Source organism: Olivibacter sp. XZL3 (assembly GCF_004368405.1).
Classification (GTDB): domain Bacteria; phylum Bacteroidota; class Bacteroidia; order Sphingobacteriales; family Sphingobacteriaceae; genus Olivibacter.
The window spans coordinates 1-13,309 of the sequence record NZ_SBJH01000111.1 but is presented as its reverse complement, the minus strand read 5'-3'; the positions used below and the strand labels follow the sequence as shown (position 1 = coordinate 13,309).

Below are 13,309 nucleotides of genomic sequence, written 5' to 3'. Positions count from 1 at the left end.
GTATAAGGTTTAAGGAAAGGCTTACGCCCTACACCTTACGACCTTATACCTAAAATCTTATACGTCTATCTTCGCGTATTTGGCGTTTCGCTCGATAAACTCTCTGCGCGGAGCCACTTCATCGCCCATCAACATGGAGAATACCCGATCGCATTCTGCAGCATTTTCTATACTGACTTGACGTAAAGTACGAGTTTCCGGATTCATGGTCGTATCCCAAAGCTGTTCCGCGTTCATCTCTCCCAAACCTTTATACCGCTGTACATGTACGCTGTCTTCTTTGCCGGCCCCTTTCAATCGTTGGATAGCAGCCAAACGTTGATTTTCGTTCCAAGCATATTCATGGTCCTTACCCTTTTTAACCAAATAGAGTGGCGGTGTAGCAATATACACGTAACCGCGCTCTATCAGTTCTTTCATATATCGGAAATAGAAAGTAAGGATCAGCGTTGTAATGTGCGAACCGTCCACATCGGCATCCGTCATGATAATGATACGATGATAACGCAGCTTTTCCAAATTCAACGCTTTTGCATCTTCCGGGGTACCGATACTCACGCCCAAGGCGGTGAACATATTTTTTATCTCGTCGTTTTCGTAGATTTTATGCTCCATCGCCTTTTCCACGTTCAGGATTTTACCCCTTAACGGTAAGATAGCCTGAAACTCCCTATTTCTACCCTGCTTGGCTGTTCCTCCTGCCGAGTCACCCTCCACGAGGTAGATTTCGCATTTCGCGGGATCATTATTAGCGCAATCCGCCAATTTACCAGGCAAACCGCTACCACCCATTACCGTCTTACGTTGTACCATATCACGCGCTTTGCGCGCAGCGGCACGAGCCTGAGCAGCAATAATTACCTTTTGCACAATGGCTTTTGCTTCGCGGGGGTTTTCTTCTAAATAAGTACCCAAGATTTCACCCACTGCTACGTCTACGGCTCCCATCACCTCATTGTTACCCAGTTTGGTTTTCGTTTGCCCTTCAAACTGCGGCTCAGCAACTTTCACAGAAATAACTGCGGTAAGCCCCTCCCTAAAGTCGTCACCGGTAATTTCTACTTTCAGGTTCTTTAACAAACCGGATTTATCGGCGTAGGCTTTCAAGGTACGGGTTAAGCCTCTTCTGAATCCCGCTACGTGTGTACCACCTTCAATGGTATTGATATTGTTCACATAAGAGTGGACATTTTCAGAATAGGTGTCATTATATTGCAGCGCCAACTCTACTGGTATGCCTTGCTTCACGCCTTCAACGTGAATAGGATCCGGAATTAATGGCTGACGATTGCCGTCCAGGAATTTGACGAATTCGCTCAATCCGCCTTCCGAGTAAAACTCCTCATGACGTAAAGCACCATCTTCCTGTTCCTCCCTTTCGTCGAGTAAGGTAAGGCGTATACCTTTATTTAAATAAGCTAATTCGCGTAGTCTACCGGCCAGTGTATCGTAACTGTATACCGTTGTCATCGTAAAGATGCTCGGATCAGGATGGAAGGTAACTTTTGTTCCGGTACGATCCGTTTCGCCAATTACTTTCACCTCATAAAGAGGTTTTCCCTGTTCATACTCCTGTATAAAAACCTTTCCTTCGCGATGAACTTCTGCAATTAACAGGGTAGACAGCGCATTTACGCAGGAAACGCCTACACCGTGTAAACCACCCGACACCTTATAGGTGTCCTTATCAAACTTACCACCGGCATGGAGCATGGTCATTACCATTTCCAAAGCCGATTTGTTCTCTTTCTTATTAATTCCTGTTGGAATACCGCGGCCGTTATCTTCAACCGTTATCGAGTTGTCTTTATGAATGACTACATGAATGTCCGTACAGTAACCGGCCAGCGCTTCATCAATGGAGTTATCAACTACTTCATACACCAGGTGGTGCAAACCCTTTACACCAACATCTCCGATATACATTGACGGTCTCTTTCTTACGGCTTCTAAGCCTTCTAACACCTGTATATTATCTGCGGAGTAATTGGATTTGTTTTTGTTTTCTTCGCTCATGTATCGTTTAGTTCCAAAACACAAAAATACGAAATTTTAACGATATCTGAGCAACAGATCCCTTATATAATAGCTATTTAATGTTCTTTTTCTCCCCTAAGAAAGGTACCATTTCGTTCCGCGAAACCGCTCCGTTCTTCCGCGCTCGTGCAAAGCCGCTATCAAACGCTGGCTGCAACTGGCAACTCACAACGGGCAACTGGCGACTTATAACGAGCAGCCTTTTAAAAAAAAATTGTTTAGTATATGATTTTTATGTTAGGTTTGCGTTTTGATTGAACAGAAATTAAAACAATAAAGACATAAGATGAACAAACCATTCGCTTCAATAGCAAAAATTTCATTGGGTCTGATGCTGGCCGCGGCTGTAGTATCATGTAATAATAATGCGAATAAGCCAGCTGCCAAATCGAGCAACGATAGTACCTCGGCAACCGCTGCTGAAGGGCAAATCGTATACGTAAACTCCGATTCCTTATTGGCAAATTATGAGTACTTTAAGGATATGCAAGCGAAGCTGCAGGAAAAAGCAAAGAAAACCCAGTCGGAATTACAGGCTAAAGGGAATGCCTTTCAACGTGAAGTTGCAGACTATCAAAAGAATGCGGCAACCATGAGTGCTGAACAGCGCCAAAGCACAGAAGAACGCCTGGCTCGCAAACAAGAGGAGCTCGGTAAATTCAATCAGAATGCGAATCAGTCGTTTGCCAACGACGAAGCCCAAGAGCAAGAAAAATTATACAACAAAGTGGCTGATTACCTTAAATCGCACGCAAAAGAAAAGGGTTATAAATTTGTTTTGACATACTCCAAAGGAAACCCTGGCGTACTGTTTGCGGATGAGAGCCTTGAAATTACCAAGGAAGTAGTATCAGGCTTAAATGCAGCATATAAAAAGGAGAAGAAGTAGTTAACTACTCAGGCATAAAAGAAGAAAGGGTTGATTTAATATCAACCCTTTTTATTTTTAGCAGGTGCTGCTTTTTCCGCCACGGCTTCTGCCGGACCTATCGCTTTCTTTCGCTTGTGAGGTCTGGTTTTTCCAAAAGAACCCATCGATATTTTACCTCTCTTCGTTTTTTTATCTCCTTTTCCCATACTGAATTGTTTATTTCGTTAATAAAAACTAGTTAATAAAAAGTGATAGACCAAATTACGAAAATTTTAACGGAAGAACCAAATTTCCTTACCTTTGCAAAAACGACGCCCATGGAAATGAAAGAACCTTTTGACATCACCCTTAATCAGATTGATTACGCAATCTTTCCAGAAGAAGAGAATATCTATACTGTGTATAAGGACGGCCTTGAGTACGTCAAAATCATGAAAGACACGGAGAGCAGCTGGATTAAATTAGATCCAGAGACGGAGTTGCCCCGTTTTGAGGCGGATGATGAAATTAATGCAATAGGCAAAGAAATTATAGCTCACGAAGCTCAGTAGTAGCAACCGGTACCCTCACTTTTTCTTTGGCTAAAGCGATATGTGCCGCTTTATACCACCCGCTTAATGCGATTTCGCGCCCTAACCAAAAACAACACCAAGTAAATAAAGGTGCAGCCAACACATCTATGCTATAATGTACGTGCTGAATTAGCACCATGCTTCCAACCAAAAGCGTAGCTAATAAGGCCAGCAGCTTATCCCCTCTTTTTGGCAAACACAGAAAAATAAGGAACATCGTAGCGGTATGACCGGAAAAAAAGAGGTCTTTGGTTATGAAGCCGGCCTTTCCATAGGCTATATTACTTAAAGGATCGACTAAAGGAATCAATCCAGCAGGTGGATCTAATGCAACTAAAGAGATGGTAAGCATCCGCATAAACAGGACGATTAAAAAACCATATAAAGCAGTAATCATAATAGCTGGGCTCGAAAAGCAACGATACAAGAGTAAAGCCGCTATCCCCCATATGCAAATAAATATTGGCGTGGAGAGGTCTATTGATGGCAAAAGAATTAATATCGGGTCGTATAAAGGAACACCGTCCCTCAACTCAATATGATCAAAGAAATGAGGCAGTACAAACAAGAGCACAATAAACAAAAGATGACCGGCTATTAGCCAGCTTTTAAATGCCCAACTCTGCATAGCCTGTTTCCAGGTAATGGTAGCTGGGTGGTCCGTTTCAATTATAGATTGCATCTCTTCTAAAAAAAGCACTGCAAATTTGGCTTAACATTTTGATAATATGAAATTAATTTTTTCTAATGTAGATTATTTCGCTTACATCGGTGAAGAAATCTAAAAAAGTGGCCTTTATGTAACGGAAAAGCAAAACAAAGTGCTACTCCGGACATAGCGCTAACAGGGTTACCTGTTCAGCCTTCGGAATTAACGTAGACTTTTTGTGGAAATACTATATTGGGTTTTCTTGGCTTTTCTCTTAAAACCGCATGGTGTTTGAAGTGAGTAGGAAAACGGTCTTCTCGACCAAAGAGACGGCCTTCAGGAAAAGACGAATCATACCAACAGGTCGTGCATTTCACGCCAATGATAAATTTTTATTTTTTCTGTTTGCTTTTGTGCAGCATTTATCATTGCTTTAGCAACATTTTCACCGGTAATTCCTCTATATTTTTCGAGCCCCTTTCCTATCAACAGCGGACCAATGAACCACCATATTGCCATAAAGAACCGCTCTAACGGTCGACTTTCTTTTCTGTTTCCCATCAACATGGATGGTCTAAAAATATGAGTATGCTCAAAATTTAACGCAATTAGATCGCGTTCCGCTTCCCCCTTCGTTCTTAGATAGAATACAGCCGCTTTGGAATTCGCTCCCACGGCAGTCACCAAAAAGACCGCTCTTGCACCTCGTTCTTGCGCTATTTTAGCCGCCAGTACCGGATAATCGTGGTCTACCTCATAATACGCCTGTCTTTGGGGCGTCTTGTTCTTAGTCGTGCCTAAAGCAATAAACACTTCATCCGCCACGATATCCTCTTTTAGTGCGGATAAGTTCTGATAGTCGCCAATCAACACCTTGAGTTTGGGATGATGTATATCCAGCTTTCTGCGAACAACAACCGTTACAACTTCATAATTTTCACTGCTGAGCAGATTGCTCAATAGATGAGAACCTATAAAACCGCTTGCGCCAAATAGAACTGCTTTCTTCATCTGTATAAATTGTTTAAAACGTGGTGAAGCTGGCCTGAGCGGATTGGCCTCTTTAAGGCCCTAGCTCATTACAGCATCCACGCCGAGAGATACGTCATTCTTTAACAGAAGTCAAAACGAAGCAAAAAAGTTTTTCATGATGGCCATTTTGTGCAACGAACGCTTGCAAGCGTTCAGACACATCAGAAATAACGCTCAAATGCGATGCCATAGGTAAACAGGAGGTTCTCTCTGTCTGTGCGATTAATACGGTTATAGATCAAAGAAGCGTTGAGACTAAGCCACCTGTTCAATTTGAAGGCCACATCATTACTTAACTTGATATTGAAATCCGCGGCGTCTGTTAGTGAGGGTTGGTAAAAATTACTACCTTGAACCACGATAAACTCCTTTAACGCAAATTTATAAAGCAACCTGAGCGAATTCCTCGCCGTTTGATAATCCACCGGCACCTCATTTTCAATGATACTACTTGCATCATAAAGAAAACCATCACTCAGGTTAATAAACAAACTTTCTGTATCGATGACGTTATATGCTATGCCTGCACCTGCCAACAACTGGTTTCTTATGTTTAAGGAAAAACTTGTATTGTAATTGGCCAGGCCCCAGTAAAAAAGACGGCGGTCTTTTCTATAGATATTAAAATCGAGCGAACTGGAAAAATCGTTATTGGATTGGCTACCGTCCTGTCGACCGTAGAGCCAGCTATTATTAAAGTTTAGCTTAATCTTCTCTTTGGTAATAGAAAAGCGCAAGCCGTTGTTCAATAAGAAGGCACTGTTGTCGTTTGTTTTATTAATAGAGTTCGTGGACGAAAGCTGGAGATAATAGGTACTGTCCTGTACCTGCGCCATGAGAGGCGCTATCGAGATAAAAAAGAGCGTAAATACCCATATCTGCTTAGCCATAAACACACAAACTTACCCAAATTGGAGAGAAAACGCAATCCAATTCCAGCGCACTTTTTATTTCGTGTATAAAACCGTTCACCCATCTCCTCTTGCTGCGAAATCACCATAAACTTAGCGCAATGCAGGATGGAGAATGATTTTTTTCGATAAAATATTTCTTTTGACAACATAATTTTATTATCTTGCAATGCAAGCTACAGAGCTTTAGCGCTATTTGAGTTTGCTAACAACAGAAACGCATACAGAAGAAATTCCGCAGTTCTACAGATATTGCTTTTGAATTAAGTAAAAAAATAAAAATAATTCCACGATCTTGTTCTGTGTTTGTTTGGCACACGCCCAGTGGCTTCCTCCTCGGAAGCCACTACAGGCGTGGCTCAACATAGTAAAAGAAGCGGCGGCCGATTTCCACTCACATAGGATATATTCACTTTCTTTTTCTATTCTTCTAATACATACTCGTATCTTGTTCGCTAACGGTAGTATCGGCATCTTGCGAACTTTCGGGGGCCTTATCAATTAACTCCATAAACTGATCGAGCTTAGGTGTAATGATAATCTGCGTACGCCTGTTCCGCGTTCTTCCCGCCTCGGTATCGTTGCTGGCAATCGGATTGTATTCACCGCGACCGCCGGCCGTAAGCCTTTTCGGATCAACCCCATAGTCGTTTTGCAAAGCCTGCACCACGGAAGAAGCGCGGAGGGCACTTAAGTCCCAGTTGTTACGAATGTTCTTCTGTGAAATTGGCACATTATCGGTATTACCTTCAATCAACACTTCATACTCTTTGTAATCCATAATAATCTTGGCAATTTTGCTCAAGGTCTCGCCTGCCTGTGGAGAGATCTCATAGCTACCTGACTTATACAGCATATTGTCCGACAAAGAGATATAAACCACGCCCTTCAACACCTGTACATCAACGTCCTGCATTTCCTCACGACTTAATGAACGCGTCAGATTGTTTGTCAACACCATATTGAGCGAGTCGCTCTTCGCCTTGGTATTCACTAAATGCTGGATATACCGATTCGAAGCGTTGATTTCATCTACCAGCTTCGCGATATTGGCATTCCCTTGACCACTGTTGGTTAAACATTTGTCTAACGCCGCTTGGAGCGAATTTACGTTAGACTTGTATTGTGCAATTTGCTCTTCCAGATCCTTTACGCGCGAAGTAGCATTAGACAGATCGTGCTGACTATTCAAGAATTTTAAATCCAGCTCCTTATACTTCGTTTGCAACTCACTATAATTACTTTGCAAAGCCGTATACTTTTTATTCCCCACACAACCGCTGGTCAATAGCGCAATGGCTAAAACTGTAAGGGGTAAACTAAATACTTTCTTGTACATAATTGTTTTCATTTATCAATAATCTCTTTCTTATCATGTAAATATCGTGCCAAAAAGTAGAAGGCAGTAGGCTGTAGGCTAAGCTGAATCGTTACATAGAGGCCCCCTTGATCCAACCTTGAGTCGTGCTTCATCTGTGTCCTATTCCCCCTATATACCGGTGATATCCCTATATAGTCCGTAAAAAAGGGCGAAAAGCGGCTTTTTAAGCAATACCTATCGGACTACCGTCGGACTCGGCTACAGCACGGAAGGGCATCGGATCATAATAGGATCGCTAGGCTGTTAAAATATGTTAAAGCAAAAATGGCGGAACAAAGCGCGTCAATTTACCTTGGCAGTGAATGTAATTTACTGACGACTCCATCGGGCAAGGTGTTGCAAGAACATGTACGGACCACAGGCACTCAGTCATTCGGAAACCTTGCTCGGTTTGGCATCGGCCGAATCGTGTCCAAATTAATTATTCTGCAATAAAGTCGTATTCGCAACAGACAACCGGCAATGGTTTTCTTATTCTTCACTTTAATCTCAAATTCACAAAAATCTAATTTAGTATAATCGAACACCCTTTTTATCCTCATAAAACAGCATTCTGTGTAAACTTTTAGATTAAACAGAATTAAATCCTTTACTTCGCGTCCATTCACCGAGGCCTTGCCTCCTAAACTTTATTTTATCATTTATGACAAGAAAACACCTTATGACAGCTTTGGCTATCAGCTTAACTGTTCTCATCGCAGGGTGCGACAAAGAAAACAACGCCCCTGAAAACGTCGAAAATTCCATTTCAGAAAAGGAAATCGAGCTTGAAACGCTTACAAACTTCCTAGCTTGGGCGGTTTCTGTTCCTGCCGACAGCATCTTATTTGACGACGAAGCACAGATTTTTTATATGCATAATTCGGATATGCATGAACCTTATGAGCGCGTTAAAAGATTTTATGAAAATGCAACCGAATATCCGGGGAAGCGTTAATAAACAAATAAACTGTAGGAAAAACGAATCTATAACAAGGTTCATTGACCGTTAAAATGTTATTGATCATTTAACAATCCAAAATCGGAAGTCGATCAGGCGAATACAGGCTCCTCGTGAAATAAAACCTAAAAAAATCCGTTTTATTATAAGTTAGAACGAAAAAGACCAGTGAATGATCATCCTCTTATGCGGACTTTCTGGAGTAGGAAAAACCACGTTGAGTAGAGAAACAAAAAAACTACTCAACAGCAACAATATATCCTGTGAGGTCCTCGATGGTGATGAAATTCGAAACAACCTCTTTAAAGATCTTGGATTTTCACAGGAAGAACGGAAAGAAAACATGCGTAGACTCGCATTTCTAGCAAATAAATTTTCAAAAAACGGGATTGTTACCATTGTCAGTGCAATAAGCCCATACAAAGTCGTCAGAGAGGAAATAAAAGCAAAGTACGAGCGAGTAAAAATCATTCATATCGACTGCGAAATTAAAAAGCTTCTAGAAAGAGACACTAAAGGGCTTTACCACAAGGCCTTATTACCCGACGGTCATCCTGACAAAATATACAATCTCACCGGAATAAATGACATATTTGAACGGCCGGAAAAACCCGATCTATACATTAACACGACCGATGTGGAGATAAATGTTTGTACAAAAACCTTATTCGACTTTATTGTTAATGAACTGAATTCACAAAATGTCTGAAAACAATGCACTAAAAAAAAACAAAACTTTGATCATCGTTGGAATGCATCGATCTGGCACTTCACTCGTTGCCCAATGGCTAAATAAATGTGGTTTAGCTGTAGGAGAGGAATTACTCGGCCCAGGGATCGGAAATATCGATGGACATTATGAAGATAAGGATTTTTTTCACTTGCATGAAAAGATATTAGCCGTAAATAACCTTCCAACGGACGGACTGATTGGTAGCGGTTATATTCACATCCCTACGACGCTTTTTGAAGAAATGACTCAGTTGATCCAAAAAAAGAACACTCTCCATATGGAATGGGGTTGGAAAGACCCTCGAACTTGCCTTTTCTTGAACTACTATAACGAACTTATACCAAATGCGTATTATCTTTTTCTTATAAGGGATTACCAAGAGGTCGTCGGTTCCCTTATAAAGCGCGGCTTTGCAGTAAAAGAACAAGCCTGGCTCGAACGACACACCGGCTGGTTTAAACGCCTTAAATGGCGACAATATAAGCGGGCAAAAGCTTGGAAGCAACACATCAAAGAAACTGCTTCACGTTATTTAAATACGCATATTCTTTATAACCAAAAGATCCTCGATCATATAAAAAAACCACCAAAAGAACGCTTTTTTATAGCCAATTATCGAAGTCTAATCAAAAACCATGAACTTACACTGAACACTTTAGTGAACGAATGGGGATTTCATTTAGAAAAAAAGTCTTTCGCTTCTGTCTTCAAAAGCAGCCTTTTGAGTGAAAGAATTGACTTCGAGGGATATGTGTCGTCCGAGGATATTAAAAAAGCTCGCAGGTTAGAGCAGATGATCAGACAGTCTATACACTAGGTGCAGAAACGAGCAATTATACCAAGGCATAATATTTCATTAAACCTTGCTTAACTACATTATATTTCTGTTATTTTGCAGTTATTTACCATAAGTAATGATTAAGCGAGACTGAATGAAAGAAAACAGTATTATAGTAATTGGCGATATTATGCTTGACCATTATATTTATGGCAAATGCGAAAGAATATCACCTGAAGCACCCGTTCCTGTCGTCAATTTCACTAAAGAAATATACACGCTCGGTGGCGCGGGCAATGTTATCAAAAACCTCTACTCATTGGGGGCTCAAAGCAGCTTATTATCCGTGAGCGGAGCCGACGAGGCCTCCGCTAACCTAGAAGCGGAACTACAGCGCATTGCTCCAGATTCATTTTACCTCGCTAGAGAAAACGAACGATCCACAACCGTCAAAACAAGGATCTTAGCGGGAAACCATCAGATGCTGCGAGTTGACAGAGAAAGTAAACATGCTATTAGTTCAGCTACCGAAAAGTCGCTCATCGAACAATTAACACGCTCCATACCCAATGCACGGATCCTTATCATGTCCGATTACTGTAAGGGACTTTTTAGTGACGGCCTCACAAAGACAATCATCGCTTTATGTAAGGAAAACGGGGTAATAAACCTATTAGACTCTAAGGAAAAGAACTTAAGCAAATTTTGGGGCGTAGACATTATTAAACCCAATAAGAAAGAAGCCGCGCGTATGGCCGGAATTGCTATTAACGACCGACAAAGCCTGCATGACGCCTGCGCCATTATCGCAAAAAAAACAAATTGCCAGTCGGTAGTCGTAACACTATCTGAAGAAGGACTGGCTATTTACGATAAGCAGACATTAGAAATTGTACCCACCAAAGCATTGGAAGTGTACGATGTGACTGGCGCCGGTGATACGGTAATCGCAAGCATAGCGTATGGACTGGCAAACAATTTATCCCTGCAAGACGCGTGTGATTTAGCAAACCACGCAGCAGCAGTGGTCGTAGGAAAAACAGGTAGCGCCACAGCCACCTTAGAAGAAATCGAAAAAATAAAGACTAAACAGAACTGATGTCAACGAACACGATAATCGCGAACGCCTTTTTAGCCCATGAAGAATTGCTGGCAAAGGTTCAAAAAGAGCTGTCCCAGCAAATTGAGGACGCCTGTCTTCTTATTGGAAAAGCCTTAAAGAACGGAAACAAAGTGCTCCTTATCGGAAACGGGGGCAGCGCGGCTGACGCACAACATATTGCGGCTGAATTCACCGGACGCTTTGTGAAAGAGCGAATCCCACTACCTGCCATCGCCTTAACCACCGACACCTCCGCGCTTACCGCCATCAGTAACGATTACGGTTATGACACCGTATTTGCCCGGCAGATCACGGCCTTGGGCAATAAAGGCGATGTGTTAATCGCCATTTCTACCAGTGGCAACAGTGCGAGTATCATCGAAGCGGTGCATGCAGCTAAAAAGAAAGAAATTGTATGTATAGGCTTAAGCGGAAAAGATGGCGGCATTTTAAAAGATGTCTGTGAAACTTGCTTAGTGATACCAAGCACGGTAACGGCCAGGATACAAGAAATGCACATACTGATTGGACACCTCTTTTGTGAGTTTGTTGATACACTTTACTAAACAAAAGCCATGGCGAACGAAATACAGCAATTACTAAAAACAAAATTGTTCGATAAGGACAACATCCGACCCCTTATTGCGCAGTGGAAAGATCAACAGCAAAAACTGGTGTTTACCAATGGATGTTTCGATATTGTACATGTAGGGCATCTAAACTACCTATTAGAAGCCTCCAAATTGGGACAAAAATTACTTATTGGACTGAACAGCGATGCGTCCGTAAAGCGCTTGAAAGGCTGTAGCCGACCTATCAACGGTGAAAGGGATCGAGCCGCTTTATTAGCAAGTCTATTTTTTGTCGATGCCGTGGTTCTTTTTGAGGAAGATACACCACTTGACTTAATAAAAGCGATCGAGCCTGATGTTTTAGTGAAAGGGGGTGATTATGCGATCGACCAGATCGTAGGTGCTAAGGAAACCTTGGCGCAGGGAGGATCGGTTGAAATACTGGAATTTTTGCCCGGCTATTCTACCACCAACATCGTCAGCAAAATTCGAGGAGCACAAGAATGAAGCATAAAGCGCTATTTTTGGATCGAGACGGTGTCATCAATATCGACAAAGGCTATGTCTATAAAATCGAAGACTTTGAATTTGTGGACGGCATCTTTGCACTCTGCTCCTATTATCTACAACAGGGCTTCCTCATCTTTGTTGTGACAAATCAGTCGGGCATTGCGCGCGGATATTATACAGAAGACGATTTCAAGATACTAACCGATTGGATGCTGAATCAATTTAAGAACCGAGGGATTACCATTACGAAGGTTTATTATTGCCCAGACCATCCCGATTTCACTGGTCCAAGCGAACGGAGGAAACCAAGTCCAGGCATGCTGTTAGAGGCAGCGGATGAATTTGAGCTCGATTTGACGCAGTCTGTAATGATTGGAGACAAAGAAAGTGATATGGAAGCTTCACGGCGGGCTGGGCTGAGCTATTATATACACGCAGAGTCAAATCAGCGTATTCACTTAAGTGACTGGACGCCGTTCGACATGAATAAATAAATACTAGCTAGTTTTATACCTGTTACCCTCAATAATGATATCGATAATTGTTGCTTCTGTAGACAAACATTTACTAGACCAATTAAAACGTAATATAAAGCGCACTATAGGCGTCCCTTACGAGATCATTGCCTTTGAAAACAGTGATGGACAAAATGGTCTCTGTAAGCTTTATAACGAGGGAGCAAATGCTGCCAACTACGAAATATTGTGTTTTTCACATGAGGACGTCTTGTTTCAAACGCCCAATTGGGGGAAAAAAATTGTAGATATCTTTCGTAATACGCCCGATCTAGGATTGTTAGGTGTCGCTGGAAGCACCTACAAATCTATTATTCCCTCTAGCTGGTCTCCGCCTTTTGATTACAATGAGAGCACTTGGCGAATCAACATCCTTCAAGGTTTTAAAAACAAACCGTTGATAGAAAAACATGACTTCCGTAATCCAAAAAATGAATTGCTTAGTTCAGTAGCAAGCATCGACGGGGTTTGGATGTGTAGTACTAAGAAAATCATACTTGAACACCCTTTTGATGAAGCCTTGCTAACAGGTTTTCATGGGTACGATGTTGACATTTCAATTAAAATAAGCCAACAGTATAAGGTATATGTGACTCACGAAGTCTTATTAAAACATTTATCTGAAGTATCCGCCCTATGGTCCACGTCTATGAAGAATGTTATGATGTCTTTAGCTTTGCTAGATGAGCAAAGAAGAAAAAAGAGT

Annotated in this window: 16 protein-coding genes; 10 read left to right on the top strand and 6 right to left on the bottom strand. The window is 41.7% G+C overall.

Annotation, left to right across the window (positions count from 1 at the left end):
• Window positions 1–57 precede the first annotated feature (57 nt).
• Window positions 58–2,016: a DNA topoisomerase (ATP-hydrolyzing) subunit B gene (gene gyrB, locus EPX21_RS20955; RefSeq protein ID WP_134091643.1), complete on the bottom strand. Its 1,959-nt coding sequence runs from the start codon at window positions 2,014–2,016 to the stop codon at window positions 58–60.
• Window positions 2,017–2,323: 307 nt separating this feature from the next.
• Between gyrB and EPX21_RS20950 the strand changes: the two genes are divergently transcribed.
• Window positions 2,324–2,926 carry an OmpH family outer membrane protein gene (locus EPX21_RS20950; RefSeq protein ID WP_134091641.1) on the top strand — a complete coding sequence of 201 codons (603 nt, stop codon included), beginning with the start codon at window positions 2,324–2,326 and terminating at the stop codon, window positions 2,924–2,926.
• Between the two features lie 41 nt (window positions 2,927–2,967).
• Here the strand turns inward: EPX21_RS20950 and EPX21_RS20945 are convergent, their stop codons facing one another.
• Entirely contained in the window at window positions 2,968–3,114 is a 147-nt protein-coding gene (locus tag EPX21_RS20945) for a 30S ribosomal protein THX (protein ID WP_134091639.1), read from the bottom strand.
• 42 nt (window positions 3,115–3,156) lie between these two features.
• Between EPX21_RS20945 and EPX21_RS20940 the strand changes: the two genes are divergently transcribed.
• Complete coding sequence (locus tag EPX21_RS20940) at window positions 3,157–3,459, top strand: hypothetical protein (protein ID WP_240768751.1); 303 nt, start codon at window positions 3,157–3,159, stop codon at window positions 3,457–3,459.
• Here the strand turns inward: EPX21_RS20940 and EPX21_RS20935 are convergent.
• The 4 genes from EPX21_RS20935 to EPX21_RS20920 all read right to left on the bottom strand — a co-directional run bounded on the left by EPX21_RS20935 (window position 3,437) and on the right by EPX21_RS20920 (window position 7,411).
• Window positions 3,437–4,162, bottom strand: a complete 726-nt coding sequence (locus tag EPX21_RS20935; RefSeq protein ID WP_134091637.1) for a phosphatase PAP2-related protein — start codon at window positions 4,160–4,162, stop codon at window positions 3,437–3,439. The genes EPX21_RS20940 and EPX21_RS20935 overlap by 23 nt on opposite strands.
• 318 nt (window positions 4,163–4,480) lie before the next feature.
• Window positions 4,481–5,140: an NAD(P)H-binding protein gene (locus EPX21_RS20930; protein WP_134091635.1), complete on the bottom strand. Its 660-nt coding sequence runs from the start codon at window positions 5,138–5,140 to the stop codon at window positions 4,481–4,483.
• Between the two features lie 182 nt (window positions 5,141–5,322).
• A complete protein-coding gene (locus tag EPX21_RS20925) occupies window positions 5,323–6,051 on the bottom strand; it encodes a DUF481 domain-containing protein (RefSeq protein WP_134091633.1) in 729 nt (242 codons plus the stop codon).
• A 451-nt stretch (window positions 6,052–6,502) separates the two neighbouring features.
• Window positions 6,503–7,411, bottom strand: a complete 909-nt coding sequence (locus EPX21_RS20920) for an OmpA family protein (RefSeq protein ID WP_134091631.1) — start codon at window positions 7,409–7,411, stop codon at window positions 6,503–6,505.
• A gap of 685 nt (window positions 7,412–8,096) precedes the next feature.
• On the opposite strand from EPX21_RS20920, the gene EPX21_RS20915 reads away from it, so the two are divergent.
• From EPX21_RS20915 to EPX21_RS20880, 8 genes are all read left to right on the top strand, one after another.
• A complete protein-coding gene (locus EPX21_RS20915; RefSeq protein ID WP_134091629.1) occupies window positions 8,097–8,390 on the top strand; it encodes a hypothetical protein in 294 nt (97 codons plus the stop codon).
• Between the two features lie 175 nt (window positions 8,391–8,565).
• A complete protein-coding gene (gene cysC / locus EPX21_RS20910) occupies window positions 8,566–9,102 on the top strand; it encodes an adenylyl-sulfate kinase (protein ID WP_134091627.1) in 537 nt (178 codons plus the stop codon).
• A 28-nt stretch (window positions 9,103–9,130) separates the two neighbouring features.
• On the top strand, window positions 9,131–9,943 hold the full coding sequence (locus EPX21_RS20905; RefSeq protein WP_166670840.1) for a sulfotransferase: 813 nt from the start codon (window positions 9,131–9,133) through the stop codon (window positions 9,941–9,943).
• 115 nt (window positions 9,944–10,058) lie between these two features.
• Window positions 10,059–11,003 carry a D-glycero-beta-D-manno-heptose-7-phosphate kinase gene (gene rfaE1 / locus EPX21_RS20900; RefSeq protein ID WP_134091624.1) on the top strand — a complete coding sequence of 315 codons (945 nt, stop codon included), beginning with the start codon at window positions 10,059–10,061 and terminating at the stop codon, window positions 11,001–11,003.
• The gene (locus EPX21_RS20895) at window positions 11,003–11,572 is read left to right on the top strand and encodes a D-sedoheptulose 7-phosphate isomerase (RefSeq protein ID WP_134091622.1); all 570 of its coding nucleotides are present in this window, start codon (window positions 11,003–11,005) and stop codon (window positions 11,570–11,572) included. The genes rfaE1 and EPX21_RS20895 overlap by 1 nt, the downstream gene beginning before the upstream one ends.
• A 9-nt stretch (window positions 11,573–11,581) precedes the next feature.
• Window positions 11,582–12,085: a D-glycero-beta-D-manno-heptose 1-phosphate adenylyltransferase gene (rfaE2, locus tag EPX21_RS20890; protein ID WP_134091620.1), complete on the top strand. Its 504-nt coding sequence runs from the start codon at window positions 11,582–11,584 to the stop codon at window positions 12,083–12,085.
• Entirely contained in the window at window positions 12,082–12,582 is a 501-nt protein-coding gene (locus EPX21_RS20885; protein WP_134091618.1) for a D-glycero-beta-D-manno-heptose 1,7-bisphosphate 7-phosphatase, read from the top strand. The genes rfaE2 and EPX21_RS20885 overlap by 4 nt, the downstream gene beginning before the upstream one ends.
• A gap of 34 nt (window positions 12,583–12,616) precedes the next feature.
• Window positions 12,617–13,309: glycosyltransferase (locus EPX21_RS20880; RefSeq protein ID WP_206106127.1), on the top strand; the 693-nt coding region annotated here is incomplete at its 3' end.